23 protein-coding genes and 1 tRNA gene are annotated in these 26,966 nt (G+C 65.6%); 14 read left to right on the top strand and 10 right to left on the bottom strand.

Annotated features, from left to right (window positions below):
* Positions 1-28 precede the first annotated feature (28 nt).
* Positions 29-3,427: a BTAD domain-containing putative transcriptional regulator gene (locus tag CXY76_RS05295; RefSeq protein ID WP_104163207.1), complete on the bottom strand. Its 3,399-nt coding sequence runs from the start codon at positions 3,425-3,427 to the stop codon at positions 29-31.
* 152 nt (positions 3,428-3,579) lie between these two features.
* Between CXY76_RS05295 and CXY76_RS05300 the strand changes: the two genes are divergently transcribed.
* Both CXY76_RS05300 and CXY76_RS05305 read left to right on the top strand, forming a co-directional pair.
* Positions 3,580-4,305, top strand: coding sequence for a hypothetical protein (locus CXY76_RS05300; protein ID WP_233199588.1), 726 nt, complete (start codon positions 3,580-3,582; stop codon positions 4,303-4,305).
* Between the two features lie 33 nt (positions 4,306-4,338).
* Positions 4,339-5,412, top strand: coding sequence for a DNA polymerase IV (locus CXY76_RS05305; protein ID WP_104163208.1), 1,074 nt, complete (start codon positions 4,339-4,341; stop codon positions 5,410-5,412).
* A gap of 23 nt (positions 5,413-5,435) precedes the next feature.
* Here the strand turns inward: CXY76_RS05305 and CXY76_RS05310 are convergent, their stop codons facing one another.
* Together CXY76_RS05310 and CXY76_RS05315 are read right to left on the bottom strand one after the other, a co-directional pair.
* Positions 5,436-5,840 carry a VOC family protein gene (locus tag CXY76_RS05310; protein ID WP_104163209.1) on the bottom strand — a complete coding sequence of 135 codons (405 nt, stop codon included), beginning with the start codon at positions 5,838-5,840 and terminating at the stop codon, positions 5,436-5,438.
* Positions 5,841-6,307: 467 nt separating this feature from the next.
* Positions 6,308-7,021, bottom strand: coding sequence for an SDR family oxidoreductase (locus CXY76_RS05315; protein WP_104163259.1), 714 nt, complete (start codon positions 7,019-7,021; stop codon positions 6,308-6,310).
* 90 nt (positions 7,022-7,111) lie between these two features.
* Here CXY76_RS05315 and CXY76_RS05320 point away from each other — a divergent pair, with 90 nt between their 5' ends.
* Positions 7,112-7,555 carry a MerR family transcriptional regulator gene (locus tag CXY76_RS05320; protein WP_104163210.1) on the top strand — a complete coding sequence of 148 codons (444 nt, stop codon included), beginning with the start codon at positions 7,112-7,114 and terminating at the stop codon, positions 7,553-7,555.
* Between the two features lie 138 nt (positions 7,556-7,693).
* Here the strand turns inward: CXY76_RS05320 and CXY76_RS05325 are convergent, their stop codons facing one another.
* Positions 7,694-8,428, bottom strand: a complete 735-nt coding sequence (locus CXY76_RS05325) for a hypothetical protein (RefSeq protein WP_104163211.1) — start codon at positions 8,426-8,428, stop codon at positions 7,694-7,696.
* Between the two features lie 372 nt (positions 8,429-8,800).
* Here CXY76_RS05325 and CXY76_RS05330 point away from each other — a divergent pair, with 372 nt between their 5' ends.
* Both CXY76_RS05330 and CXY76_RS05340 read left to right on the top strand, forming a co-directional pair.
* A complete protein-coding gene (locus CXY76_RS05330; protein WP_104163212.1) occupies positions 8,801-9,523 on the top strand; it encodes a hypothetical protein in 723 nt (240 codons plus the stop codon).
* Between the two features lie 1,396 nt (positions 9,524-10,919).
* Positions 10,920-11,111: a hypothetical protein gene (locus CXY76_RS05340; protein ID WP_233199589.1), complete on the top strand. Its 192-nt coding sequence runs from the start codon at positions 10,920-10,922 to the stop codon at positions 11,109-11,111.
* Positions 11,112-11,304: 193 nt separating this feature from the next.
* Here CXY76_RS05340 and CXY76_RS05345 read toward each other — a convergent pair whose 3' ends face one another.
* Together CXY76_RS05345 and CXY76_RS05350 are read right to left on the bottom strand one after the other, a co-directional pair.
* Entirely contained in the window at positions 11,305-11,802 is a 498-nt protein-coding gene (locus CXY76_RS05345) for a hypothetical protein (protein ID WP_104163215.1), read from the bottom strand.
* A 131-nt stretch (positions 11,803-11,933) separates the two neighbouring features.
* Complete coding sequence (locus tag CXY76_RS05350) at positions 11,934-12,386, bottom strand: hypothetical protein (protein WP_104163216.1); 453 nt, start codon at positions 12,384-12,386, stop codon at positions 11,934-11,936.
* 365 nt (positions 12,387-12,751) lie between these two features.
* Here CXY76_RS05350 and CXY76_RS05355 point away from each other — a divergent pair, with 365 nt between their 5' ends.
* The 3 genes from CXY76_RS05355 to CXY76_RS05365 all read left to right on the top strand — a co-directional run bounded on the left by CXY76_RS05355 (position 12,752) and on the right by CXY76_RS05365 (position 15,141).
* The gene (locus tag CXY76_RS05355) at positions 12,752-13,144 is read left to right on the top strand and encodes a hypothetical protein (RefSeq protein ID WP_104163217.1); all 393 of its coding nucleotides are present in this window, start codon (positions 12,752-12,754) and stop codon (positions 13,142-13,144) included.
* Positions 13,145-13,470: 326 nt separating this feature from the next.
* Complete coding sequence (locus CXY76_RS05360; RefSeq protein ID WP_104163218.1) at positions 13,471-14,082, top strand: hypothetical protein; 612 nt, start codon at positions 13,471-13,473, stop codon at positions 14,080-14,082.
* 429 nt (positions 14,083-14,511) lie between these two features.
* Positions 14,512-15,141: a recombinase family protein gene (locus CXY76_RS05365; RefSeq protein ID WP_104163219.1), complete on the top strand. Its 630-nt coding sequence runs from the start codon at positions 14,512-14,514 to the stop codon at positions 15,139-15,141.
* A 230-nt stretch (positions 15,142-15,371) separates the two neighbouring features.
* Here the strand turns inward: CXY76_RS05365 and CXY76_RS05370 are convergent, their stop codons facing one another.
* The 4 genes from CXY76_RS05370 to CXY76_RS05385 form a co-directional block, all read right to left on the bottom strand.
* On the bottom strand, positions 15,372-16,739 hold the full coding sequence (locus CXY76_RS05370) for an NAD(P)-binding protein (protein WP_104163220.1): 1,368 nt from the start codon (positions 16,737-16,739) through the stop codon (positions 15,372-15,374).
* A gap of 205 nt (positions 16,740-16,944) precedes the next feature.
* A tRNA-Arg gene (locus tag CXY76_RS05375) sits at positions 16,945-17,016 on the bottom strand.
* A gap of 76 nt (positions 17,017-17,092) precedes the next feature.
* On the bottom strand, positions 17,093-18,589 hold the full coding sequence (locus tag CXY76_RS05380; protein ID WP_104163221.1) for an HNH endonuclease signature motif containing protein: 1,497 nt from the start codon (positions 18,587-18,589) through the stop codon (positions 17,093-17,095).
* 107 nt (positions 18,590-18,696) lie between these two features.
* Positions 18,697-19,338 carry an iron ABC transporter ATP-binding protein gene (locus CXY76_RS05385; protein WP_104163222.1) on the bottom strand — a complete coding sequence of 214 codons (642 nt, stop codon included), beginning with the start codon at positions 19,336-19,338 and terminating at the stop codon, positions 18,697-18,699.
* A 43-nt stretch (positions 19,339-19,381) separates the two neighbouring features.
* Here CXY76_RS05385 and argS point away from each other — a divergent pair, with 43 nt between their 5' ends.
* From argS to thrB, 6 genes are all read left to right on the top strand, one after another.
* A complete protein-coding gene (argS, locus tag CXY76_RS05390) occupies positions 19,382-21,058 on the top strand; it encodes an arginine--tRNA ligase (protein ID WP_104163260.1) in 1,677 nt (558 codons plus the stop codon).
* A 15-nt stretch (positions 21,059-21,073) separates the two neighbouring features.
* A complete protein-coding gene (locus tag CXY76_RS05395) occupies positions 21,074-21,868 on the top strand; it encodes an LmeA family phospholipid-binding protein (RefSeq protein ID WP_104163223.1) in 795 nt (264 codons plus the stop codon).
* Between the two features lie 145 nt (positions 21,869-22,013).
* Positions 22,014-23,480: a diaminopimelate decarboxylase gene (gene lysA / locus CXY76_RS05400; protein ID WP_104163224.1), complete on the top strand. Its 1,467-nt coding sequence runs from the start codon at positions 22,014-22,016 to the stop codon at positions 23,478-23,480.
* Positions 23,477-24,814, top strand: coding sequence for a homoserine dehydrogenase (locus tag CXY76_RS05405; RefSeq protein ID WP_104163225.1), 1,338 nt, complete (start codon positions 23,477-23,479; stop codon positions 24,812-24,814). Before lysA ends, CXY76_RS05405 begins: the two co-directional genes overlap by 4 nt.
* Positions 24,814-25,935, top strand: a complete 1,122-nt coding sequence (thrC, locus tag CXY76_RS05410) for a threonine synthase (RefSeq protein WP_104163226.1) — start codon at positions 24,814-24,816, stop codon at positions 25,933-25,935. Before CXY76_RS05405 ends, thrC begins: the two co-directional genes overlap by 1 nt.
* Positions 25,932-26,885: a homoserine kinase gene (gene thrB / locus CXY76_RS05415; protein ID WP_104163227.1), complete on the top strand. Its 954-nt coding sequence runs from the start codon at positions 25,932-25,934 to the stop codon at positions 26,883-26,885. Before thrC ends, thrB begins: the two co-directional genes overlap by 4 nt.
* Positions 26,886-26,966 lie beyond the last annotated feature (81 nt).

Below are 26,966 nucleotides of genomic sequence, written 5' to 3' on the forward strand. Positions count from 1 at the left end.
GTGTCACGCCCGACACCAGAATTGACCTTCAATCGCGGCATGCCGGCGCGTAGGGCCGAGCGCCCAGGAGCTCCCCCCACTCCTGCTCGGTCAGTACCCGTCCCGCGACCTGACACGCGCGTTGCTCCCATGCCGCCGGGTCGGCGATGATCACCTGCGTACTCCCGTCGGATCGTTCAAGAGCCAGGGTGCGTTCACTGCTTTCCGCGCCGACCCCACCCCGCACGACGAACTTGTCGGTGCGAAAGCCCGCCGACCAGTCGCCGAGGTCCCATGTGATGATCGCGCCGTCCTCCCCGGCCGCGACCAGCTCACCGGTCGGCCGGAACTCGACCGCGGTGACCGCGCCGTCGTGATTGCGAAGCGACTCCGCGACGTCGCCGGTCTCGGTGTTGAACACCACGACGCCGGTGCCGGCGGCGACTGCGAGGCGGCTGCCGTCAGGGCTGAAATCGGCCACCGATGGAAAGTCAGTCAGGGGGATGGTGACGGGCGCTGCGACCCCGGAGGAGTCGACGATGCGCGCCGCGAGTAAGCCATCCCGGACCGCGATCCGACGGCCGTCCGGGCTGACGGCCAGAATCCCGGCGCCGGCGATCTGATCGAGCACGGCACCCGATGCCGTCTCGAACACCACGGTCGGTCCGAATCGGCTGGCGTACAGCCGCGAACCGTCCGGCGAGAACTTCACCGCGCCGAACTGGCCGACCCACCCGATTGGGGCGGCGAGCTCTGAACCGCTCGCATCCACACTCAGGATTGTCGGGCCGGACGGGTTCTCCGCCCCGCCTCGCCACAGGGCGACACTCCCGGACGGCTCGAACGGGCGTGCCGCAGCGAGCGCCGCGAACAGGGATCCGTCGGCGGAGTACTCGACATCCGCCGCCGTCCCATCCAGACCCGCGTAGGTCGTCACGCCCGAGCGTCCTGCATCCGCCAGATCCAGCGTTCCCGTTCGCCCACTCGGGCAGGGGAGGCCGCTACACGGGTACGAAGTCGCGCTGTACGCGACGGCGCCCGATGCGGGGTCGACGGCCGATGTCACCAGATTCCCTCCGAACGGGCCGTACTCGCCGAGCTGCGAGCCGTTGTCGAGATCGAATAGGCGCACATCGTCGTCGCTGTCGATCACCGATGCTCGAGTCCCGTTCTCCGCGATCGACATGCTCTCGGCAGCCACTCCGTCTTCCTGGATACGAATGATGCTCGTCAAGCGGGGAGCGCGCGCGAAGACCCGCACGAGATTGACACGTGTTTCAGAACTGTCCCAGAGCTGGATGGCCTCGACCGCGAGCAGCAGCGCGCGATCGAAGTGCGGGTCCTCGAGCGCCGACGCGGCGACGCGCCGTGCCTCCGCAACCGTCGCACGCTCGCCCGCGAGGTTCGTCTGGAAGCCCGCGATGAGGCCCGCCGTGATAGCGAGGATCGCGAGACCCGCCGCGCCGGCCGACACCCAGGAGAGACGGCGCACCATCCGGCGCTCCTTCCGGAGCTGTCTTTGAGCGGCCGCGAGTCCCGCGGTCTCCTGCGCTGCCGAAGCGTCGAGGAAGTCTCGCTCGACGGCCGTGAGTGCGGGATCGCCCGCATCCCGCCAGTGCTGGGCCGCCGTCAGCCGGCCGCCTCGATAGAGCTCGCTTTCGGGTCGTCCCATCGCATCCCAGGCGGCGGCCGCGGAGCCAAGGTGTCGCATGATCCGCTGGCCCTCGACATCATCCGCGAGCCATTCCCTCAACCGCGGCCACTCCCGTGCCAGCGCCTCGTGGGAGAGCTGCACCGACTCCTCATCGGTCGTGAGTAGGCGCGCATCGACCAACCGATCGACGATCCTCGCATGGGCGTCGTCGATCGAAATCCGTGAGCGTTCGATCCGACGGGCTACGACCGAACCGTCAGCGGATGCTTCGACGAGACGGAGAAGGATGTCGCGCAGCAACCGCGTGTCCTCGGCAGGGAGCGCAGTGATGACCTCTTCAGCTGTCTTCGCGACGGCGCCCTTGATCTCACCGGACGCCCGATACCCGTCGACGGTCAGGACGCGGCCCTCACGCCTGGACCACACCTGGCGCAGGGCGTGAGACAGCAGCGGGAGGTTTCGACCGTCGGCGTCGCGTACGAGGACCTCCACGAGGCCCGGCTCCAGGATGAGCCCGGCCCGCTCCGCGGGCTTCTCGATCACGGTTCGAAGTCCGTCGGGGCCGAGTGCGGTGAGCATGAGCATGTGCGACTGGATGATCTCGGCAAAGCCGTCGTGATCCGCCAGGTCGCCGAGACGGTCGGCGCGGATTGCAATGACAAGCAGGCCGCGGAAAACCATCCGCGACAGGGCGCCGAAGAACTCCCGAATCTCGGCGGGGTCGTCCGCGGCGAAGGCGTGTTCGCATTGATCAACGATGAGCAGCGAGTTTCCGGGCGTGAGGCCGATATCGCGCAGAGCATCGATCGGATGCTCGCCTGGCGTCACGATGGCGACTTCTCTGCCGCGGGCGATCAGCTCCGCGCCGATCCCGGCCCTGACGAATGAGGACTTGCCGACGCCCGACGAGCCGGTGACGAGCAGCACGCCGTGCTCCTCGAGCGCTCGCAGCGCCCCGGACAGCTCCCGCTCGCGACCGAAGTATCGCTCGGCGTCCCCAACGCCGGCGGGAGGCAGACCGAAGTACGGACACTCGGTACTTCCGGGCCGGAACACCCGGTCGGACAGGAGCGACGGATCTTGCCGGAGGATCGCTTGTTCCAGCTCAGCGAGCTCCGTGCACGGATCCAGGCCCAGCTCGGAAGCGAGCAGCCCCCGCGCCCTGCGCACGGTGGCGATGGCCTCCGCCTGCCGACCCTGGCGATATTGCGCCACGCTCAGCACAACCCATCGCCGCTCCCGCAGCGGAGCTTCGGCGACGCGGGCGCGCGCCAACGCGGCGACCTCCTGAACCTCGCCGGCCTGAAGTCGTGCGTCGAGGAGGAGCTCCTCGACCCCCAAACGCATCTCCTCGAGGCGACCGGACTCGATTTGAGCCGGCCCCCAGTCGATGAGCTCGACGAAGGGCTCACCCCGCCACAGCGCGAGCGCTTCGGAAAACGTATGCGCGGCACGCTCGGGCTCACCGAGCTCCAGTTGCTGGGTGCCCCGCGCAACGAGACGCTCGAACTGTTCGGCGTCGACCGTGAGGTGCTCCGCAGTCAGCCGGTACCCGAGCGCGGTGGTCTCGATCCGCGCCGGCGCGATCAGCCGGCGCAAGCGCATGATGCATCCCGGAATGACGTGCGACCACGAGGCGGGCAGGGTGTCGCCCCAGAGCGCGGCCGCGAGGGACTCGACCGACAGGGATTCACCGAGACGGACCGTGAGCGCACCCAGCACCGCACGATCACGCGGAGCGAGCGGAATCCGGCCCTCGTCGAGAGTCAGGGATCCAAGGACTCGTATCTCCATGACGCCACTGTGCGCTCGCCTCCGACATCAGTCAAGACGGCCGATATCGGGCCGATATTGAGCGGATGGGCTCCGGTATCCGACTGATATCGGCTTGTCCTTTACTGGCTAAGAGGCCATCGCGCTGCACGGTCGAACGAGAGGATCCCGACATGTTGGCATCATCCCGGCGCACCCGCGCCACCCGTCTGCCGCGCTCGCCGCTGGCGGGTCTCGTAATCGCGTTGCTGGCGTGCGTCGGCCTCTCGGCCTGCACGACGACCGACGAGTCGCCGCCCCCCGCACCGACCGCAGAGGCTGACACGGCCGCACCGCTGCCGGAGGGCGGCGACATCGGCGCGGGCACGTATCTCGTGACCGGCTTCACGGTGCCCTTTGAGGTGACTGTTCCAGAGGGCTGGCAATCGTTTGGCTGGGGTGTTCTCAAGGAGCAGGCGGGCGAGTGGGCGGTCTTCGTGAATTTCGGAAACCCCGGTTTTGTGCCGACGGACGCCTGCGCCTGGCAAGGCGCGCTCGTCGCGGTGGACCCGTCTCCTGAGGCCTATGTCGATGCGATGACCGCGCAGGCTTCAACGGAGACCACTCCTCCAGTGGAGGTCGTGATGGGCGACTATTCAGGCTTCGAGTTCGATTACCGGGTCGAGAGCGATCTCGACATTACCGAGTGCGACCAGGTGCACGTCTGCCTCTGGTCGGATCTGGCGGACGAGTGCGCACGCTGGTACTCAATGACGAGTGAGCGCGAGACCGAGCGGGTGCTCGACCTGAATGGCGAGCTTGCACTGATCGCAGTGGGCGAGTTCGTATCGGTCGGTCCGGAGTTGACGAAAGAGGCGCGCGCCGTCTTCGATTCGATCGAGTTCGCACCCGAAGAGTGACCCGGTTCGGCTGGGTCAGGGCAGACTGGCGGCGTGAGCGGATTCCGGTGGGTACTGCACGTCGATCTCGACCAGTTCATTGCTGCGGTCGAGGTGCTCCGGCGACCGGAGCTTGCGGGCAGGCCGGTCATCGTCGGCGGTCGGGGCGATCCCACGGAACGAGCTGTGGTGTCGACCGCCTCCTATGAAGCCAGGGCGTTCGGCGTGGGTTCCGGAATGCCCCTGCGCATTGCGGCCCGGAAGGTGCCCGACGCTGTGATCCTGCCGGTTGATCAGGAGGCCTACCTTGCGGCGTCGGAAACGGTGATGGCTACTCTGCGTGCGCAACCCGGCGTCACCGTGCAGGTGCTGGGTTGGGATGAAGCCTTTATGGGTATTGAGACAGAGAATCCGGAAGCCATCGCCCGGCAGGTGCAGGCCGCTGTTCTGGAACGAACTCAGCTGCATTGCAGTGTGGGCATCGGCGACACCCTGGTTCGAGCCAAGGTCGCCACCGGTTTTGCCAAGCCGGCCGGCGTTTTCCGTCTCACGGCGGGGAACTGGAGCGACGTCATGGGCAGCCGGCCCACGAGGGACCTGTGGGGCGTGGGTACCAAAGTGTCGGGCCGGCTGGCGAAACTCGGCATCAACACCGTCGCCGAGCTCGCCGCGAGCGACCCCCAAGACCTGGTCCCAGAATTCGGGCCCAAGATGGGGCCGTGGTACGCGGAGCTCGGACGCGGGGACGGCGCCGGCGTTGTGGACGACACCCCGTGGGTTGCCCGCGGGCATAGCCGGGAGACCACCTTCCAGCGCGACCTGACCGACCCCGCCCAGGTGGACGACGCCGTGCGGGAGCTGACAGCGCGGGTCCTGGAGGATGTTCTGGCGGAGGGGCGGCCCGTCATCGGGCTGACCCTCAAGATCCGTTACGCGCCGTTCGTCACCACGACCCGCGCGAGAAAGATCCCCGTCACGTCCGACGGTAACGAAATCCTCGCGGGTGCCCTGGGCCTCGCGGCCGGAATCGAAGCGGGCCGACCGATCCGGCTCCTGGGCCTGCGGGCCGAACTGGCGATGCCCGACGATGCCCGAAAAGGCCATACGCCGACGCGTGGCGGTTGGTGACGGCGCTCGCGAAGCCGATGCCGTCAGGCCGAGAGCCTCTGCACGAGACGGATCAGGTAACCATCAGGGTCCTGAGCCAGATACTCGAGCTGCACCCACGGCCCGTCAGCGGTGTCGTAGCTACTCTCGGTTAGTTCACGGAAGGGTCTGACGCCCAAACCGGCGAGACGATCGCTTGCGGCGTGCACATCCAGGATTTCGATCTGCAAGTTGACCCCCGCCCCTCGCGACCCGTCGAGAGACCCAGTGACCCACGCCTCCTGGTGATCCTCTTCGAGCATCAGCTGAGCCCCGTGGAGGTCCAAGTAGGCGAACGATGGATCGGAGCGTGTGTAGGCCACTGAGAAACCAACTCCCCGTACGTAGAAGTTGAGACTCGTTGCGAGGTCCCGAACAGATAATTCCGGGACAAGCGGGTTGTTTTTCATACGTTCATCTTCCCCGTGTCTGAGCGACCTGGTTGGCAGGCAATGTCTCGCGACCAGGGGTTGTGGGGCACGTCGGTTGAGGTACTGAGGTACGCGTTGACCGGTGTCGGCCATATCGTGGCGACGTTTAGTGCTGCTATGTAATGGTGTCCATATGACCGTTCACCCACCGTTGGCCGACGCGGGCTGCAAGGCAGGCGCCGTAGCTGGCACGTTCTCAATGGGGATCGCGCTTGGCGCTGTTTCTGGAGCAACGTCGCCGGCGTAGATCAGTCCCACGCAGAACTGATCTACGCCATAGCGTCGCGTGTGGGACCCGGCCCGCGAGGTAGGGGACAGGCTCAGGTTCGACAGTTCCTCTCGTTGGTTGCATCGAACACGCGTACATCATTGCGCATCCGAGCACCCCATTTCGCGACGATTTCCGGCGACCTCTGGGTCGCTAGATGCCGAGCAAGTGCGTGACTTTAGCCGAGCTGTGCAAGGAGGCCGTCGTAGAAGACCTTCGGGTCATCCGCCAGGGAAGCCTTGACCATGGCACTCCAGTCGTCGACGATGACCTCGATCAAGCCCACGGCCAGGCCATCGAGAGTTGCCTTGGCTACCTGGCGCGGGTGAATCATCGCGCCTTCGTAGCCAGCCATGATGTCTGTATCGGCCGCGCCGAGGTGCACGCCCTGGACCAGCGTGTGCTGCTCGGCAAGTTCCATGCGCACCGCGTTGGTCATGTTCCACTCCGCGGCTTTGGCGACGCCGTATGCGCCATTTCCGGGGGCCTGGAACCACGACAGGGCCGACAGCACATTACTGATGGATCCGCCGCCGTTCGCGGCGAGCACCGGCGCGAACTCGCGAATTACGTCGAGTGTGCCCCAGAAGTGGGTGTCGATTTCGCGGTGGATTGCCGAGAGATCTCCGGTGACCAAGGTGGTGCCGGTGGATATTCCGGCGTTGTTGATCAACAGCGTGACATCGGTGGCCGCCCGAGCCGCAGCCACAACGGAGTTGTGGTCAGTGATGTCCAGCTGAAGCACCTCGACGCCCGGGATGTCGAGGGACTCCACACGCCTCGACGTTGCGTAGACCTTCTTGACGCCACGTTCCTTGAGCTCTTCGACGAACTGACGCCCGATGCCTCGATTGGCTCCGGTGACAAGTGCAACCTGGTCGGTGAAATTCACAGTGGTTCTCATTCCCTTGGCGGTCAGCACGTTTGGCTGACCTGACTCGAGCTACACTAAGACTTGACGTTGACGTGAAGGGCAAGTCCCATGACAAAAATAGTTGAAAGAGCACATCTGCGAATCGGCGATGTTGCTGGCGAAGCGGGGGTGAGTACCCGCGCATTGCGCTACTACGAAGAACAATTTCTTCTGACCCCTGAACGCACCTCAAGCGGGCAGCGTATTTACGGTGAGAACGCAGTGGACCGGGTCCGCCTGATTCAGCAGTTGTATGCCGCCGGCCTGTCCAGCCGTACGATTCGTGCGGTACTCCCGTGTGTCGACTCAGGACACGCCACCCCAGATATCCTCGATGTTCTCGTGGCCGAACGAGAACGGATGTCGGTCGGCATATCCGATCTAGAACAGGCGCGAGCGCAGCTGGACCGCATCATCATGCTCACCCGGGGTGACGGGCCAGACGACTGTCAGGCCCTCAAAAAGGAACAGAGCGATGCCCCAGAAAAGGCCAGAGTCGTTGTCGACGCCTGATGGTCCCGCCTTTCCGGGCTGACGATGACCATGCGGGACTAAACGTCGCCGACCGTTAGTGAACTACTCGACCAAGCAGGGCACTGATGGCCGCCCGTTATTTTGTCCAGTGTCAGGACCGCCTAGCGATCAGGTGAATCACCTGGCCGGTGGCGGGGGTAGCGGCCGCCGCGGCAGGTGACTTTGGACGTCGTGGTCGGTTAGCTCTACAGGGAGCACGTCTGCGCCGCGCAGCCCTAAGTCCACAAGAAATGCGTGAACCTCATACGGCCCGGCATGCGCGTCATCCCACTGGCCAGCATCGATAACAACCCGCACCCGCGCGTACTCGCCTGGGTCCAGCGGTAATGCAGGATACTGTCCGGCGACGTACCCGAAATAGACTCCCGGGGCAGGCCCGCCTGGTTGGCGAAGCGCCGCGAACACCATGAAGGAGTCTCCCTGAGGCAACCAGCGTTCCCCTCCAGCGTTGACGATATCGATCGCGAGCAGGTCCAGATCGGGCGCCTCGCGGGTGACGGCCGGCCACCGCAAAGATAGCCCGCCGGCACGGTCTCTTATGCTGGGCCGGCGACGCTGCAAAGTGGGATGCAGCGCGAGAAGACGCGGCCCTGGCTCGCCCTGGCTCGGCCGAATCTGGCCAAGGCGCCACCACTGACCGTCGTCATCTGTTGGAGCGCCGATAGTCGCGACCTCACCGTTCACTGAGGTGAGCACACGCCATCCCAAACGAGGAGTGTCCGTCGGCATCGCCCCTCTGAGCTCCACATTGAGCTCAGTGAGCATCACATCAAGCTCGATGCCATTCTGCGCCAGCACACTAGTTTCGACCGCGATCATTCCGATTTGTGGTCTCTCGTCCAACGGCTCCATACCCTTATGGTCACACGCGGTTCGACATGCATCGATAACCAATTCGGACTCGTCCCGCGTGAATGGGCAGTGGTCGACGGAGCTTTGACTAGGTAGTCAGCGCCGACGCCTCTTATCGAGCGGAACCATGCCCCGAGGCTCGGCGTTCGACACGGCCGGCCGTCTCGTATCCCATGGGATATGAGCCACTTCGGTTTCGAGACACATTGCGTGCGGATCAAGCCAACCTTCCCGACACACAGACAGTCAGGGGCGTGCCTACGCCCCGCGCAATCGGTAGAGTCGGGCGTGCACGGGGGTCGTGCGGGGCGCCGTGTCGGGCGCCGGATATGGGGGATCATGCGTCGTTCGAAATCAGCCCTGGTCAGATCAGTGGCCTGCCTGCTCGGGGTGGCCCTCGCGCTAACGGCGTGCACCGCCTCGCCGCCGGATGCCGGTGGGACCGAGAGCGCCGAGAGCGTGAACACGGCGGACTGGCCCGCCGTTGAGCTCAACGGCGTCGGTCCGGTCGAGAAAATGATCGACGTGCCAGACGGCGCAGCGTCGTTCCGGGTGAGCTTTGTCTGCGTGAGCGGCAATTTCAGCCTCTCTTTCAGCGGGGCCACGCAGAATGACCGCCGCGGCGGCTGCCAAGGCACCCGTACCTACCTGTTTCCGGCGCCCGAATCCACGCTGATGCAGCTGTACATCTCCGTGCCAGCCGACTCGCAGTTCGCGTTGACGGGCGAGTTCACCACTGACGTCTTCAGCCCCGATCCGCTCATCACCGACGCGTGCACGCAGCTGTCGGAGTACATGAGTGTCTATCTCAACGCCGACCAGGGCTACCTACAGGGCGACGTGAGCGCAGAGGAGTGGCGCGTGCAGATGGACGAGGCCGCGGGCATCATCACAGAAATGCAGGACACGGCCACCGGGCTCATCGCCCTGCAGCTGCCCGCGCTGGTGGAGGGGATGTCCTCGCCCGTCGTCGTGCCCGGCTACTTCCACGAGCAGCACTCACCGACCGAGATGGATGCGGCGGGCACGATCGTCGGGGACGTCTGCGGCGATAACGGCTCCGGGATTGTGATCATGGCCGCCTACGGCGGCTGACCCACCTACGCACGCAGAAAGCCAATATGTACCGGAGTCTCTTATTCACCGCGTTGGTGATCGCGTCCCTGTCTAGCTGCGCGGCAGCGCCACCTGTCTCGTCCCCAGAGACAACCGAGTTCGCGGAAACGTCAAGCCCTCTGCCCGCTGCGGACCCCGCGGAAACAGCATGCGTTTCGCTCAGCGAGCCGGCATCTCTGGGCTACAACGCCTGGAACGACTTTCATAAGGGAACAATCGACCTCCAAACGAGCATCGAGCATTTGAACCGCGCCACTGAGCTTTTCAGAGCGATTGAGGCTCCGCCGGGAAGCATCGCTATCGCTGTATCGAATGTGATGACATATATCGATGCTGCTGTCCCGGGACCCGAAGGACAGCCATACGACACCGGCACAAGTGAGTACTTCAACCTCACCTCCGCAATGGCAGCAGCCTGCTCCGCCACGGGACACGAACTGATCGTGAGAGCACACGGCGGTTAGTAACCGGTGCCCGGGGTCCGAGCAGAAGAGGCAAGGGACCGCGCAAATCGTGAAGGCGACGAGATCAAGCATTTCGAGTCCAGAAAGCGATAGTTTCGTCGCATTGAGTGCTTCTCGATGAGAGAACACCATGGGCGTCACCAGTATGTTGGCATCGCGCCGTTCTGAGGATGCTTACAAAATGAGGGGTTCGATGCTTCGACGAGGATCCAGGCGTGACTGACTGCGAAATCAAGAAGCGCAGGCGACTCCTTGACGGACCCGATGGTGTGCGGGCGGGCGCAGCGCTTACAGGAGGGGGCTTCGTCGCAGTTGCCCTCTGGCCGTACATCTTGACATTTCCGAGTTCTGAAGATGTCTACTCGCAGTGCATTGGGCTCACAGCCGGTCACCTCACACACATCAACCGGTCGACCTTCCCCACACAGATCTTCTGCGAGACCGAGGACAACCTATTCGCAGGCGCTCTCTACCCTTTTTGGGCATCTGTGGGAATGAGCTCCGTGCTCGCACTCCTGGTCTTCGCCGGGTTCTACGGCGTGTGGATGATGGCGCGCCGCGATGGACGCTTAGACGACAGGACGTGAGACGGCCGATCGCGAGGCAGTCGAAAGCGTGAGCGTCGAGGCGCACAATCGCGACCATCGAAAACTGTCTCGAAACCCTACCGATACGAGACAGATGAGGATGCGAGACAAATCAGGTAGCCGCTCGTCCTGTGACAGGTGATCCCTTAGGTCTCATATCCCATGGGTTTCGACACGCTGAGGTTACGAGACACGCCCGACTGACAGGGGCGCTTCGCTATGCGACAAGATATGGGAATGGATCGCGCGTCAAACCACCTAATCGCAGCGCTTGAGGAGCCATCGGGCACGCGCACTCGACTCCTACTTCGTCGGGCGTGGGCGATGGTTCGCGCAGCACTGGGTGACGTCGAGGTCGATGCCGACCTTGTCATCCGCCGGCGCGCGGGCGGGGCCGAGGTTCTACGCACTGCCGCTGACGTCGGCGACCCCCACGTCCTCTTGGACACCGTGCGCCGCGACCTCGAAACCAAGACCGTTGAGGAGTTCGTACGCGAATGGCGCGTTCTCGACTGAGGCTCCGCACGCTGGGCGTCGGGCCACACCTCACGTGGTAGCTCTCCGGATCGGCCGCATCAGTGCAGCTTCTGCGATTTTTAAGATCGATCTCACTGTCTTGTATCCCATGGGTTTCGAGGCAGTTCGGTCATGGGACAACAGCGCGCTGCAAGAAATCTCGCTTTGTAACCGATTGGCAAGCGCCGGCGCGCTACTCAGGGGTGTCGAAGTCTTCTACATTTACCAGCACAAGGAATGTCGGCGCATTCGAGTCGCACTCATCGAAACCCGTTAACCGCGCAGGATCTGGGAACTCGTCGATTACCTCGCGATCAATGAGGTACCCCCTACTCTCAGTCAGTTTTTCGCCGAGAGCGACGGTCCCATGCACGCTACTGACAGAAGCTTCGTCGGGCAGATACTGGTAACCGAGCGGCCAAATTATCGGGTAAACCGCACCGTCTGACAGCTCCAGGGCTACGCAGCCATCTACCGCCGCGACCGTGCCAGCAACATCCTTGTACTCGTACTCTCCAGGAACGCTGCCAGTAATGATGCGCGCATCACTGACCGTTGTGGGGCTAGCGTCCGTGACGGTGGCCGAATCGCTATCCGTTGACTCCACGCATCCCGAAAGCAGAATCGTGGTCGCCAGCAACATCCCGGCTCCCCAACGCTCAGACACCCTCATCCCGTCACGGTTGAACACTGAGCCACCTCCGCTGCGCATGGTCCTGAACCTAACAGGCTCGCAACCCATGGGATATGAGGCGTAAGAGAACAACAACACAGTCGTCACCAGTGAACTGGTGACCGGCGCAGGGATGCTGCCCGGTTCACTCAACGCTCTGCGCGTGACGGAGGTGAGACGATGATTATGATCCCGTTTCCGCAGGTCTTGGGGATCGGTATGGACACCGTCGCGCCTTCCACGGGACTCCCTCCGCCGAGGGAGATCTCGTCGCCCATCCGATACTCCTCGCCTGCAAATGTGAGTGTCGTGCCGTCCCAAGTCGTGAGCTTGTCGGGAAATGCCGGAATGTCGCCATCGTCAAACCGGACGCAGTTGTCGACGAATGCCAGTGTCCCGACTTTCAACCCGGCCATGCCCACCCAGTCCTCTGGAAGGGGGTACGTGACGAGCCCAGTCGGCTCTGGCGGCGTGGGCTCCGTCACGGTGCAGGCCGTAAGAAGCGGCGCGAGGACCAGGATCAGACCGACCAGCGCCCGGCGCTCACGCTTGCGTACCGACCGCAGCGTCGATGCGGACTCAGGAACGACAATCAATGACATGCGACCTCCGTCAACGCTGAGAAGTGCGAGCACCGTCACCCTAGCTGGCATGCGCGCAACCGGTCAGCGTGTAGCACGCGCTGGCTCACGCCCGGCCGGTCGCGTTGGAGAGATAGATCTGCCGCACGGGCCATCTGGTAGGTCACCTACAGGTGGCCAAAGAGCCAATCCCTGGTCTCATATCCCATGGGATATGAGCCACATAGGTTATGAAGCACTTGCGAATCTGTGCGACCGGCTCAGGTCAGCGGACCAGGTCTCCTGTTCCAGCGAGCAAGGGGGCCTCTCCGCGGTATCCCCGGGGCGGTTCGCCATGTCATTCTCAAGTTATGCGATCTTCACGAGTTGTGCCCGCTACCCTTTCGATGCTGGTCGTTGCGTTCCTGATGACCGGGTGCACTGTGGGCCCATTCGAGGAGGAATCTAGCGCCGGCCTGAAGGTCACAGCGGAGCAGATAACTTACTTCGACGGCTACTGCGGGGTTGGAGTGAAGATCGAGAACGGGAGTGACCGCACAGTAGAGTTCGTCGAAGACGACGTTGAGGTGTTCGAGGGATCAAGCTCGATCGAATGGAATCTCCCGTTCACCGATGTCAAGCCGGGGGAATCGGTTCGTGGGTATGTTGTCGAGGAGTTTTCGACCATGATCGTTCAGGGAGCCGTAGCAACTCACGCCTTTGTCGTGAATTGCGACGACAATCCCTACACGATAACGGTTAACTCGGTCAACGCCGGCTCCGTGAGCTTCGATTTCTGACTTCCGTCCAGCGTGCGCTCGAAAGGAAAACCTCCCCAACCGTCTCGAATAAGAAGGTAGCGGAGAAGTTGGGCTGATCGATCTGAGCAACGGCGAAATGCCGGATGGTGATCAGCGACCGCGGCACAACCGGGCCCGGGCCGACGTGCGGTTGTTGCACGCCGGCCAGGGGACAGGTATCAGACTCGAACCTGTGCGTTGTACCACTCGAACGGGCAGCTGTTCATCGAGGTTTGGCTCGGTGTTGTGCTGCGCAGCGGCAGCGTATTGGTGGGGCGTCGGCCGGCGGCCAACCACAAGCGAGAACGACGAAAAGGGAACGACACATGTCTGAGATTGAGGATCTGCTCGCCAACGTCCGCGAGCAACAACCCGTCAAGCTACGCCGTGGGAGTCGTGTGGCACTGCTGATCGCCGCGGGAGGGCTGAGTGTGGCTTTTGCGGCCGCGGCAGTGTGGGGAGTCTCCGCCACGGCGAGCATCATCTCCGCATTCGGGCTCGACAATCCATCCCCAACGGCGTCGGCAGAAACGACTACAGCTGTGGCAGAAACCCCACTTACCAGCTCTGCTGCCCCCGGTCCCAGCCCGGTCGCGGCCGCCACGATCGCGGAACCGCCGATCTATGACGCATCCACTGACATTGCCACGATCCCACGCCCCCCGGCGGATTGGTCAGCGGACCAGCTCGCCAATGCCGAGATCTTGCTCACCCAGTCGGCGATCATTGGGGATTGCATGCTGGAAAAAGGGTACGAGTACCACTTCACGCCGTCCTGGCTGGGCTCAACCCCTTGGAAGTTTGCCGACCTCGCTCCCAGCGAGGCGCTGGCCCTATGGGGGCCGACGGACCGGGGGCTCGGCGACGACTATGACTGGCGGGACGCTGGCTGTCAAGGGTATGCCGTGCACGTAACCGGCATGGATGACGCACACTGAACAACGCAAAAAAAAGAATGCTTGGTCGTCCCGACTAGTACAAGAGGAGGACCGCTGTGGAACACGAAAGAACTGGATTTCTCCATCGGACCCCAATCCGTCGTTCATTCAACCGGTTGGCACTACCGAACTCATTCAAGAACAGAATCGCGAAGCCGATGGTGCAAGCAGACGGCTTCGCCACCGAACAATCGCCGGGCCGTCGATTCCCGCAAGGTCCGCCCGATGAAGATGCCCGCGCGCTTGAATCGTACGCGACACGGTACGTGTCTCGTATCCCTAGGGATACAAGACGTCTCACGGCCGTGACCGGCACTTTCCCAAATCTCCGGCAATCTCACGAGCTAAGCGAGTCTCACAACTACGTCGCATAACCTTTTGCTTGAAGTACAGTGCGCATCGTTAGTTATGAGACGACGAAGGAGCATCGTGATTAAGCTCATCGGCTATGCGCGGGTATCGAGTCGACAACTGCCCACCGACGGGCAGCGGGCCGAGATTTTGGCTGCTGGCGTCCGGCGCGACGACCTCTATGTCGATCAAGGGAGCTCCGGCGCTCGAGCGTCCCGGCCTCAGCTTGATCTCGCACTCACTGCGCTTGAGCCTGGCGACACGTTCGTGATCGCGTCTTTAGATCGGCTGGGCCAATCGACGCAGAACGTGCTCGCGTTCGCCGAGGACCTAAATGGCCGCGGTGTTGAGCTTCGCGTCCTCAATCTGGGCGGCGGAGATGTCGACACCGCGACACAGACGGGATCCATGCTGTTCACAGTTATGGCTGCTCTCGGGCAGATGGAACACGAAATCAAGCGCGAGCGCGTGCTCGACTCGATCGATAGACGCCGCAACGCCGGCAAGAACCTTGGTGGCCGACCACGAAGAATCACCAACAGACAAATACGCAGCGCCAACCGACTCATCGAGGACGGAGAACCAACGGCAGAGGTCGTGCGCGACTTCGGGATGTCCCGCGCCACGTTCTACCGCCGGGCGCGCGCCCTGGGATTGATGCCAGATCAATCCAATGACGAGACCGCGAAAAGCGACGGTGCCAGCTGACGTGCACGGGTCACGTGAAAATGTGTGTCGCGTGACAGTCCAGTCCGGACAAATTGCCAAGGTCGGACACGCGTAATTGCGCGGAAGTAGCTCCGTGCAAGGTCGATGGTTTTGCCACCGTACATCGGACACGCGATCCTGCCCCACCCCACAGTGAGCAGAAGCTCGCCGCCCCGCACGCCAGCTCGGGTGGTGGCGCGACTGAAAGAACGACAGAGCACAGGCTCGGCTCACATCAGCTCGACGAGCCTCGCCAGCGCCGGTCGGGTGTGGATCGCAAGACGTTCGCGAGCGTCGTCCAACGCAGCGGAATGCGGGTATCCCGGCGGCACTCGCGCCGGGTTGAGCGCAACCCCGTCCGACCACGCCTTGAGGTCGGGCTGGGCAGTGAAGTTGATCGCGGCCCGGGTGCCGAGAACGGTCGCTTTCGCCCACTGGGACATCGAATTGCCGTAGTTCGAAGGCGGGCAGAGCCGGTTCTTTTCGGCATCGTCGGTGCGGGTGGCCTCGACGTACCCGATCAGGGCGGCGCCGAAGCACGGGAAGCCCGTCCGGATCGGCTGAAGCGTGATGTCCTCCTGTCGCCACACTGGGACGAGGGGTGGGTACTTCAGGCCGTCCGCCGCGGCGTGCACGACGAGTGCATCATCCGCAATCTGCATGGCGCCGTCGGCGAAGGTGAGCTTGCCGCGATCCACAGACTTGATGTGCCCGCGGCGGACGACGTTTGAAATGGAGCGAAGCTGGTCGAGCTCCCACGACGCGAGAGTCGGTGTTTTGGCCATCGTCGGCATGACCGAGCGGTCGATGCGCAGAAGGATCCCGGCGTCCTCGAGCTGCAGGAACAGGCTGCTGAGCGAGGCCGCGCCCTCGGAGATCTGCATCACGTCGGCGGCCATTCTGAGGAAAATTGCGGGATCGGGTTGGATGAGCGCGCGGTTGAACATCCACGGGTCGCGAGGCCGGACCCAGCAGATCGCGTCGGGGTCCACGCCGCGCGCAAGCAACCAGATGCAGGCGTCGCTCGCGGTCTTGCCGGCGCCCACGACGACGTACCGGCTCGGCGCCTCCTCCAGCCGCGCGAGGTCGTTGATGGGCAGGACGCGAGCCGCGTCGGCGACATCGAACGGCGGTGCCGTCTCGGCCGGGATGCTGGGAGCGAGGTAGTGGGCGTTCACGATCCGGCACGACTCGGGTACCTCGAGCTGAACCCCTGCGATATGCGAGACGACGGTGTGGTCGCCGTCGAAGTGACTGTTGGGCAGAAAGTCGACCTTGCCCGTCTCCAGCATCCGGTCGAGCATCTGCCCGTAGTACGCGGTGATCTCGGCCTGGTTCGCCCGCTCCTGAAGCCCGGTCTCCGGTCCGCTCACCTGGAGCTTGCCGCCACCCAGCATTCTCGAGGCGACGCCGTAGAACGCCGAGGCCTGATGCAGCCTGATGAACGGGTACGCCTCCAGCCAGTGCCCGCCGACCCCGTGACGGCGGTCGACCATCGCGACGCGCACGTCGGCGTGGTCGATTAACGTGTCGGTGAATGCCATCCCCATGGCACCCGCGCCCACCACAAGGTAGTCGGCTTCAAGGGTTCGAGCCATGTGTTAACGGTGGCACTCGCTGGGGGCCGCGTCAACGGCACAGGAGTCGACGCAACGAGGAGCAATCCGCTCCTACCCGACGGGGAATGGAACGGAGTCGTCGCAACAGTTTCATGGACTGCCGCGGGATGAACTCCCGGAATTGGCATGCCGTTTGTCCGAACTAGGTGGCAGAAGTCCGAACTGGCGTGTCACGTGACAAATGTGCCCCCAGGCAGATTCGAACTGCCGCCCCTGCCTCCGGAGGGCAGTGCTCTATCCCCTGAGCTATGGGGGCCCAGGAACCTCTAGGTTAGCATCCCTGGGCGGACGTCTTTGCGCCGAATGATGACCCCCGGTGTCGAACCGGTCGGTTAGAACGGGGGAGGGTCGTCTGCGCCTAGTCGAGGCGCGGATTCCGAAGGGCTGACCGGATCCGGTGCCGGAGCCGGTGTCGGGGGTGCTGGCGTGGCCGTCGGGTCGATGGGGCGGCCGGTTGGTTGGCTGTTGTAGCTGGCGGGGTCGGTGTTGGCGGGGGCGGAGCGGTATTTCTTGCCGGCGGGGGTGGTCCAGGTGAGGGCGCCGCCCGGGCCCTGGCTGGTGCTGAAGCTGGATTGGTGTTTCAGCCGGTGGCAGCCTTTGCAGAGGTGCACGAGGTTGTCGGCGTCGGTGCGGCCGCCGGTGTTCCAGGCCTGGGTGTGGTCGATTTCGCTGAGGGTGGCCCGCCGGTTGCAGCCGATGCCCTGGCAGGTTTGGTCGCGGGCGTCCAGGTAGCGGCGCATGTCGGCGGGCGGGTTGTGGGTGTCGCGGCCCATGCTCAGCCGGCAGCCGGTCTCGGGGTGGGTGAGGATCCGGATCCAGCTGGTCGCCGTGCCCGCGATGCGGCGGGCGGTCTCGGGGTCGATGGGCCCATAGCCCTCGAGGATGGCGGGTTCGTCGCTGCGGCTCAGCAGGGTCAGGGCCGGGACGGTGACGTGCACGGTGCCGCGGATACCGTGGCCCAGGCCCGTGGGACCGACGCCCTCCAACAGCAGGTCGCGGTAGGCGTCCGCGCGGCGCTGGTCCTTGGTTCGGCAGAGGACGGGTGCGTCGGCGCCGGGCGCGTCGGTGCCGGGCGCCGCAGGGGCGTCCGCGTCAAGGTCGAGGTCTTTGGCGATGTGGTTGAGCCGGTCGTAGATCGCCTGGGCGTCCTCGGCTTTGAGGTAGGCGTTCAGCCACGCCATCCCGTCGGCGTCGGGCTGCAGCAGCACCCGGCGTTCGGTGGCCGCGGCATCGTCGCGCACCTGTAACGAAACCGGGTGCATCCCCTCGAGGATCCGCCCGGCGACCCGGACGAACTGGGTGGAGGTGAGCTTCTCCGCCGCGGGCAGGACCTTCGCTTCGAACGCGGGCAGGATCTCTTCGGGAACACCGTCGGTGAGATCGAGCATCTTTACCGCGTGGCCCCAGGTGATGCTGCCCCGGCTCAGCGCCGCGTGGAAGCCGGGCAGCTGGCCGGTGAGCCGGGCGGCGGTGAAGACCATGATGCCCGCCGTGGTGGCCGTCAACCGCAACGCCCCGGCGGCTTCAGCGGCCATGCACCGGCGGGCCAGTTCCTCGTCGTCCCAGGCCGGGCCGTGCGCGCCGGTGTCCGGGTCGTTCCGGCCGGACTCGACGGGGTCACCGCACAGGCCCGCGATGATGCGCGGCTCGTGGCCGAGCCGGTCCAACTCTGCCAGCAGCCGGGTGCGCTCCGCGTAACCGCCGGCGATGGTTTTCTCGTTGGCGATCAGCGGGTCGATGACGGCGCTGATCGCCGCCGCGACAGGATCCACCGCGGGGTCCGAGGTGTCATCGGGGGTGTCGTCGGGTGTGGCATTCGAGGTGGCCATAGGGACAGTGAAGCACCCACCACCGACACTAAAAGGCCCGAAAAGACCTAGGTGGAAAAGTACTCAAACACTGCCCTGTGGAGGAGGGGCGATGCCCCCGAACAGCCCTAGAGGTTGCCGAGAACCGTGCTCACGATGCGCTCGGCGTCGCCGGGCTCGATCATGTCGGGGGAGGTGACGGCCACCCAGTAGCCACCACTGAAAACCTGGGCGGTGCCGGTGTCGGCACTGAAGTAGCCCTCCACCTCGGGGGCGCTGCCGTAGGTCGGCACGATCTCGCCGCCGGCCAGGGCCGCATCCTTCAGGGTGTTGGCGAGCGCCTCGTTCGGCATCGCCAACGACACCTCGATGACCTCGCCGCTGGACTGATTGATCCAGCCGCAGGAAACACCGCTATAAGTGGTGGCGGTCACAGCGGTGTCGCTGGTCGCGGAGTAGCCGGGGTCCGGGCTGTAGTTGGGGTTGATTTCGTACACGTCGTCCGCAGTGAGGACCTGGTCGCAGCTCTTGTCCACTGCGGTGCCTTCGGCGACCGGCTCGGGGGTCGCCGACGCCGTGGGCTCAGCGGAGGCGGTGGGCGCCGACGTGGCCGTGCTGCTCGGTTTTGCCGTGGCTGACGCGGTGGGCTCGGTGTCGCCTGCCGGTGCGCATCCGGCCAGGGCGATGAGAGCGAGCGAAGCGCCGGTGAGGGCGAGTGCGGCGCGCAGTCGGCGGCCGGTGGCGAACGAGGACGAGCTGGAGTGGGTCACGCGTTGACCTTACCAACTGGGACGACGGGTAAGCTTGTTCGCCGTGACCCCTGCCGAACTTTCCCAGTCCCTGCTCGACCTCGTTAACACCCTGGTCGAGCGCCGACGTGGCGAAGGGGCGGAGATCGCAGATCTCGGTCTGGTCGTCGCCGACATGTCGCTGGAGCGCCCGCGCAACCGCGACCACGGCGACTGGGCGTCGAGTGTGTCGATGAAGATCGCCAAGCCGCTGGGCACCAACCCGCGCGCCGTGGCCGCCGAGCTCGCCGCCGGCCTCGAAGCCATGCCCGAGGTCGCCTCCGTGGAGATCGCCGGCCCCGGCTTCATCAACATCCGCCTCGAGGCATCCGCCGCCGGCGCCCTCGCCCAGACCATCGTGAACGCCGGCCCGGTCTACGGCACCGGCCACATGTACGACGGCATCAAGATCAACCTCGAGTTCGTCTCGGCCAACCCCACCGGCCCCATCCACATGGGTGGCGTGCGCTGGGCGGCCGTTGGTGACAGCCTCGCCCGCGTGCTGATCGCTGAGGGCGCGGATGTGACGCGCGAGTATTACTTCAACGACCACGGCTCGCAGATCGACCGGTTCGCCCGCAGCGTGCTGGCCGCCTACCTGGGCGAGCCCACCCCCGAAGACGGCTACGGCGGAGCGTACATCGGCGACATCGCCAACCAGGTCGTGGAGATCTACGAGGGCGACATCGCCGCCCTGCCCCGCGACGAACAGCAGGAGATCTTCCGCTCCATCGGCGTGGACCTCATGTTCACCGAGATCAAGGAGAAGCTGCACGGCTTCGGCGTCGACTTCGACGTGTTCTTCCACGAAGACTCCCTGCACGAATCCGGCGCCGTCAACCGCGCCATCGAGCGCCTGCGCGAGCAGGGCCACATCTTCGAACTGGATGGCGCCATCTGGCTGCGCACCACCACCTTCGGCGACGACCGCGACCGGGTCATCATCCGCTCGAACGGCGAACCGGCCTATATCTCCGGCGACCTGGGCTACTACCTCGACAAGCGCGAGCGCGGCTTCGACCAGAACCTGATCATGCTCGGCGCCGACCACCACGGCTACATCGGCCGCATGATGGCCATGGTCGAGGCATTCGGCGACGTACCCGGCGTGAACCTGCAGATCCTCATCGGCCAGATGGTCAACCTGCTCAAGGGCGGCGAGCCGGTGCGGATGTCCAAGCGCAACGGCACCATCGTCACCCTCGACGACCTGGTCGACGCCGTGGGCGTGGACGCCGGCCGGTACTCGCTGGTGCGCTCCTCGAGCGACTCGCAGCTGGACATCGACCTCGACCTGCTCGGCAAGCGCACCAACGAGAACCCCGTGTTCTACGTGCAGTACGCACACGCCCGCACCTGCTCTGTCGGCCGAAACGCCGCCGACTCCGGCGTGGATCGCAGTGCCTTCGCCCCCGAACTGCTCACCCACGACAGCGAATCCGCCCTGCTCGGTGTGCTGCAGGAGTACCCGCGGGTGGTGGCCCAGGCCGCCGAACTGCGCGAGCCGCACCGAGTGGCCCGCTACATCGAAGAGGTCGCCGGCTACTACCACCGCTGGTACGACAACTGCCGGGTCATCCCGCTCGGCGAGGAGCCGGTCACCGACCTGCACCGCACTCGCCTGTGGCTGAACGACGCCACCGGCCAGGTCATCCGCAACGGCCTGGGCCTGCTCGGCGTCTCGGCGCCGGAGCGCATGTAGGCCGGAGCGCTCTTCGTGACGAGCCCGACACCGCCGAAACGTCGCCGGCCCGCTCGCCGCCTGCTGGTGGCGCTGATCGTGCTGGTCGCTCTCGTGGGTGTCTTCTTCGCCGTCGACGCGGGCCTGCGAAGCTACGCCCAGAATCGCATCGCCAGCGAGATCGACGCGGGCCTGCCCGCGGGGGTCAGCGGCGACGTCGACGTGGTCGTCGGCGGCGCGTCGGTGATCGTGCAGTACCTCACCGGCAGCTTCGAACGCGTTGCGCTCACCGCGCCGACGCTGACGGTCAACGACGTGCCGGCATCCGTGTCGATTGTCGCCACCGGCGTGCCCACCGACACGACCCAGCCCGTCGGTCACGTCGCCGGCACCATCGACCTTGATCAGGCCGCCCTCAACACTTTGCTGCAAACCGCGTTGGCCGAAGCGGATGCCGACCCGGCCGCGCGCAACGCGGAACTCGAGCTCGGCGCCGACCAGGTCACCTACACCGGCGAACTGAGCGTCTTCGGGCTGCCGATCGGCTACGAGGCCACCGCGACGCCCAGTGTCACCGCCGACTCCCTCGTACTGACCCCCACGGACGCGCGGGTGACCTCCGGCGCCGGCGGCCTGGACCTGAGCGGGCTCCTGGACCTGGCGCTCGGCAACGAGCCGATCAGCGTGTGCATGGCCGTTTACCTGCCCCAGGGCGTCACACTCACCGACGTGGAAACCACACCGGAGCGCGCACGCATTACGCTGGAGTCGAGCACATTGACGCTCACCGAACAGTCGCTCAGCACCCTGGGCAGCTGTTCCACCGCTTGATTCGGCGCGCGCAACTCGCAGTCGCTAGAATTCCGGTAGATTCCCGCGCCTCCTTCGGCGCGTCTCTTCGCTGGCTTCAGGGACCAATCCGGGTTCGCTCGCCACTTCGTGAGACACCCACTTGACTCCTGTGAGGTTTTCACCCGTGGCCCATAATCCACTCGCCCCCGAGTGGCTCAGCTCCCCAGCTGATGCCAACACGCTCACCGACGGCCTCTGGCCCTCCTCCGCGCACCGCTCCGATGCCGGCGCCATCACGATCGGCGGCGTCAGCGCCCCCGAGCTCGCGGCCCAATTCGGCACCCCGCTCTATGTGATCGACGAGACGGATGCCCGCACGCGCGCCGCCGAGCTCCGCGCCGCGTTCGACACCGAGTTCTCCCGCATCGGCACCACCGTCAAGGTGTACTACGCAGCCAAGGCCTTCCTTTCTATTGAGGTCGCCCGATGGATGGTGGACGCCGGCCTCAACATCGATGTCTGCAGCGGCGGCGAACTCGCCGTGGCCCTGGCCGCCGGCGTTGAGCCCGGCCGGATCGGCTTCCACGGCAACAACAAGTCGCGCACCGAGATCGACGACGCCACCCGCGTGGGCGTCGGCACGATCATCCTCGACAGCCCGATCGAGATCGACAGGGTCGCCGCGGCGGCAACCCGCCACGGGGTCGTGCAGAACGTTCGCCTGCGCGTGAACAGCGGAGTGCACGCGCACACCCACGAGTTCCTGGCCACGTCGCACGAAGACCAGAAGTTCGGCGTGGTCTTCGAGGACGCCCCGGCTCTGGTCGCCGCGATCCGCGCCCAGCCGAGCCTCAACTTCCTCGGCCTGCACTGCCACATCGGCTCGCAGATCTTCGGCGTCGACGGCTTCGCCGAGTCGGCGTCGCGTCTGCTCAGCCTGCACGCCGAACTACTCACCGACGGCCCGGTGCCCGAACTCAACCTCGGCGGCGGCTTCGGCATCGCGTACACGAGCGCCGACGACCCCAGCCCGATCGCCGACCTGGCCGCGGGCCTGGCCGACATCGTCGCCGCCGAATGCGCCCGCCGCGACATCCCGCTGCCCGTTATCGCCATCGAACCGGGCCGGGTCATCGTCGGACCGGCCGGAGTGACCCTCTACGAGGTGGGCACCACCAAGCCCGTGCGCATCGGCGAGAACACACGGCTCTACGTGAGCATCGACGGCGGCATGAGCGACAACGCCCGCCCCGCGCTCTACGGCGCCGAGTTCTCGGTGCGACTGGCCGACAGGGTCTCGGATGCCGAGCCTGCGCTGGTGCGCATCGCCGGCAAGCACTGCGAAAGCGGCGACATCGTCGTGGACGCCGACTACCTGCCCGGGGACGTGGCACCTGGGGACCTGGTGATGGTGCCCGCGACCGGGGCCTACTGCTGGTCGCTGGCGAGTAACTACAACTTTTTGGGGCGGCCTGCTGTTGTGGCCGTCGTCGACGGGGAAGCCAGGGTCATCGTCCGCGGGGAGACGATTGACGATTTGCTGGCGCGAGATGCGGGGGTGGCGAGGTCGACTCGCGAGGTCTCGACAAGCTCGACCAACGGAACTGGGGCGACAAGCTCGACCAACGAAATGAAGGAAACAACCCGATGATCGAATACCGCAATCTGCGCGTCGCCCTGCTCGGCGGTGGTTCGGTCGGTGCCCAGGTGGCCCGCCTGCTGCTTGAGCACCGCGACGAGCTCGCCAACCGGGTGGGCGCGAGCCTCGAGCTCGTCGGCATCCTGGTGCGCGACCTCGACGCCCCACGCACCGTCGACCTGCCCCGCGAGCTGCTCACCACCGACGCCGACTCGCTGATCCTCGGCGCCGACATCGTCATCGAGCTGATGGGCGGCATCGAGCCGGCCCGCAGCTACATCCTCACGGCGATCAACTCCGGCGCCGACGTCGTCACCGCCAACAAGGCCCTGCTCGCCCAGCACGGCGCTGAGCTGTTCGAAGCCGCCGACCAGGTGGGCGCCCAGCTCAACTACGAGGCCGCCGTCGCCGGCGCCATCCCCATCGTGCGGCCGCTGCGCGACAGCCTCGCCGGCGACACCGTCAACCGGATCCTCGGCATCGTCAACGGCACCACCAACTTCATCCTCGACCGGATGGATGTGGCCGGCGACAGCCTCGAGGAAGCCCTGGCCACCGCCACCGAGCTCGGCTACGCCGAAGCCGACCCCACCGCCGACATCGCAGGCTACGACGCCGCGCAGAAGGCCGCCCTGCTGGCCAGCCTGGCGTTCCACACCAACGTCCCCCTCGAGAAGGTCTACCGCGAGGGCATCACCAAGGTCACCCCGCAGCAGATCGAGTCTGCGCGCAAGGCCGGCTACGTCGTGAAGCTGCTCGCCATCTGCGAACGCCTCACCGACCCCGAGACCGGCGAACAGGGCGTCTCCGCCCGCGTCTACCCGGCCATGGTGCACCGCGGCCACCCGCTCGCCGCCGTGCACGGCGCCAACAACGCCGTCTTCGTCGAGGCCGAGGCCGCCGGCCCGCTGATGTTCTACGGCGCCGGCGCCGGGGGAGTGCAGACCGCCTCCGCCGTGCTCGGCGACCTCGTCTCCGTCGCCCGCCGCCACGTGATGGGCGGCCCGGGCTACGCGGCCTCCAGCCACGCCGACCTGCCGATTCTCGACATCGGCAAGGTCACCACGCGCTACGCCGTGACCCTCGAGGTCACGGACGAGCCCGGCGTGCTCGCCACCATTGCCGGAGTGTTCAGCAAAAACCACGTTTCGCTCGCGCAGGTCGAACAGTCGATGACGCTCGAAACGCCCGGAACCGCCAGTCACGAGCCCGTGTCGGGCACAGCTACCCTAGTCATTGGAACGCACGAGGCCACGGAGGCTGCGCTTGCCGCGACCGTGAACGACCTTGCCGCCAACAGTGTCGTCACCAATGTCGCATCCGTTTTGAGAGTTGAAGGAGTCTGATGTCCAGCGAACGAGAGACCGGTCAGCACCAATTGGTCAAGACCCCGTCCCGTCAGTGGCGCGGTGTGCTGCGCGAGTATGCCGACAGGCTGAACGTCAGCGACGCCACCCCGATCATCACCCTCGGTGAGGGCGGCACCCCGCTGATCCCCGCCGCCGCGCTCTCCGCGCGCACCGGTGCCAAGGTCTGGGTCAAGTACGAGGGCATGAACCCCACAGGGTCCTTCAAGGACCGCGGCATGACGATGGCCATCTCCAAGGCCGTCGAAGACGGCGCCAAGGCCGTCATCTGCGCCTCGACCGGCAACACCTCCGCGTCGGCCGCCGCCTACGCCACCCACGCCGGCATCAAGGCCGTCGTGCTGGTGCCGGAGGGCAAGATCGCCATGGGCAAGCTCAGCCAGGCCATCGCGCACAACGCACAGCTGCTGCAGGTGCAGGGCAACTTCGACGACTGCCTCGACATCGCCCGCGACCTCGCCAAGAACTACCCCGTGCACCTGGTCAACTCGGTCAACCCCGACCGCATCGAGGGCCAGAAGACCGCCGCGTTCGAGGTCGTCGAGGTGCTCGAAGACGCCCCGGACATCCACATCGTCCCGGTCGGCAACGCCGGCAACTACACCGCGTACTTCCGTGGCTACAGCGAAGAACTCGCTCGCGGCGCCACCACCAAACTGCCCCGGATGTTCGGGTTCCAGGCCGCGGGCAGCGCCCCGATCGTGCTCGGTCACCGCGTGGAGCACCCGGAGACAATCGCCAGCGCCATCCGCATCGGCAACCCGGCCTCGTGGGACCTCGCCCTGAACGCCCGCGAGGTGAGCGACGGCTACTTCGGTGCCATCAGCGACGAGAAGATCCTCGAGGCGTACCGCATCCTCTCCGCCGAGGTGGGCATCTTCGTGGAGCCGGCCTCCGCGATCAGCGTCGCCGGCCTGCTCGAACGTGCCGACGCCGGCCAGATCCCCAAGGGTGCCACTGTCGTGCTCACGGTCACCGGTCACGGTTTGAAGGACCCGCAGTGGGCGCTTCGCACCGCTGACGGCAGCGACGTGAAGCCCACGATCGTGCCCGTCGACACCGTCGCCATTGCCGAGCTGCTGGGTCTGGGCCAGAAATGACCACGGCGCTCCCCGTCGTGGGACGCAACGCGCTGGCGGGCCGTTCGGTCGTCGTGAAGGTTCCGGCCACCACCGCGAACCTCGGCCCCGGCTTCGACACCCTCGGCCTGGCCCTGGCTCATTACGACCACCTGCAGGTTGAGGTGACCGACGAGTCCGGCGTGTTCGTCGAGGTGCACGGCGTCGGCGCCGGCGAGGTTCCCACCGACGAGACCAACCTCGTGGTGCGCGCCATCGCGCACACCTTCGCCGCCTACGGCATCCCGCTGCCGGGGCTCAAGCTGGTCGCCGAGAACGTGATCCCGCACGGGCGCGGCATGGGATCATCCGGTGCCGCCATCGTCTCGGGCATCATGGCCGCCAAGGGCCTGCTCGAGGGCATCGTGGAGATCGACTCCGACGCGCTGCTGGTGCTGGCCACCGAGATGGAGGGGCACCCGGACAACGTGGCGCCCGCCCTGTTCGGCGGCCTGACCATCGCCTGGATGACGCCGGAGGGCCCCAAGCACAAGAAGCTGATGGTGCACCGCGGCGTCTCACCGATGGTCTTCGTGCCCGTGCATGCCATGTCCACCGCGCTGGCCCGCAGCCTGCAGCCGGAATCGGTGCCGCACGAGGACGCCGTCTTCAACCTGTCGCGTTCCGCGCTGCTCATCGCCGCTCTCATCCAGAGCCCGGAGCTGCTGCTCGCCGCAACCGAGGACAAGCTGCACCAGAGCTACCGGGCCGCGGCCATGCCGGAGACCAACCGCCTGATCACCCTGCTGCGCGAGCACGGCTTCGCGGCCGTCGTCTCCGGCGCCGGCCCGTCGATCCTGGTTCTGGCCAGCGACCCCGGCCAGCGCCTGGTGGCCGCCGACCTGGTGAACCAGACGAGTGAGACGCCCTGGCAAACGCTGATGCTGGCCGTCGATTTCAAGGGTGCCACCGTCATCCGCACCGACGCCTAGCCCGATCCACTACCGCGAGCGGTGAGCAGAGCCCTTTCCCGACGCCCGGGAAGGGGCTCTTCTGGCGTGTCGGCGAACGCG

The organism is Cryobacterium sp. N22 (assembly GCF_002929555.1).
Lineage (GTDB): Bacteria > Actinomycetota > Actinomycetes > Actinomycetales > Microbacteriaceae > Cryobacterium.

What these genes read in the sequence shown, in the direction of transcription:
- CXY76_RS05295 (WP_104163207.1), bottom strand. Translation starts at nt 3,427, where the DNA reads ATGGAGATACGAGTCCTTGGATCCCTGACTCTCGACGAGGGCCGGATT.
- CXY76_RS05300 (WP_233199588.1), top strand. Translation starts at nt 3,580, where the DNA reads ATGTTGGCATCATCCCGGCGCACCCGCGCCACCCGTCTGCCGCGCTCG.
- CXY76_RS05310 (WP_104163209.1), bottom strand. Translation starts at nt 5,840, where the DNA reads ATGAAAAACAACCCGCTTGTCCCGGAATTATCTGTTCGGGACCTCGCA.
- CXY76_RS05320 (WP_104163210.1), top strand. Translation starts at nt 7,112, where the DNA reads ATGACAAAAATAGTTGAAAGAGCACATCTGCGAATCGGCGATGTTGCT.
- CXY76_RS05325 (WP_104163211.1), bottom strand. Translation starts at nt 8,428, where the DNA reads ATGGAGCCGTTGGACGAGAGACCACAAATCGGAATGATCGCGGTCGAA.
- CXY76_RS05340 (WP_233199589.1), top strand. Translation starts at nt 10,920, where the DNA reads ATGGTTCGCGCAGCACTGGGTGACGTCGAGGTCGATGCCGACCTTGTC.
- CXY76_RS05350 (WP_104163216.1), bottom strand. Translation starts at nt 12,386, where the DNA reads ATGTCATTGATTGTCGTTCCTGAGTCCGCATCGACGCTGCGGTCGGTA.
- CXY76_RS05355 (WP_104163217.1), top strand. Translation starts at nt 12,752, where the DNA reads ATGCTGGTCGTTGCGTTCCTGATGACCGGGTGCACTGTGGGCCCATTC.
- CXY76_RS05360 (WP_104163218.1), top strand. Translation starts at nt 13,471, where the DNA reads ATGTCTGAGATTGAGGATCTGCTCGCCAACGTCCGCGAGCAACAACCC.
- CXY76_RS05370 (WP_104163220.1), bottom strand. Translation starts at nt 16,739, where the DNA reads ATGGCTCGAACCCTTGAAGCCGACTACCTTGTGGTGGGCGCGGGTGCC.
- CXY76_RS05380 (WP_104163221.1), bottom strand. Translation starts at nt 18,589, where the DNA reads ATGGCCACCTCGAATGCCACACCCGACGACACCCCCGATGACACCTCG.
- CXY76_RS05405 (WP_104163225.1), top strand. Translation starts at nt 23,477, where the DNA reads ATGATCGAATACCGCAATCTGCGCGTCGCCCTGCTCGGCGGTGGTTCG.
- thrC (WP_104163226.1), top strand. Translation starts at nt 24,814, where the DNA reads ATGTCCAGCGAACGAGAGACCGGTCAGCACCAATTGGTCAAGACCCCG.
- thrB (WP_104163227.1), top strand. Translation starts at nt 25,932, where the DNA reads ATGACCACGGCGCTCCCCGTCGTGGGACGCAACGCGCTGGCGGGCCGT.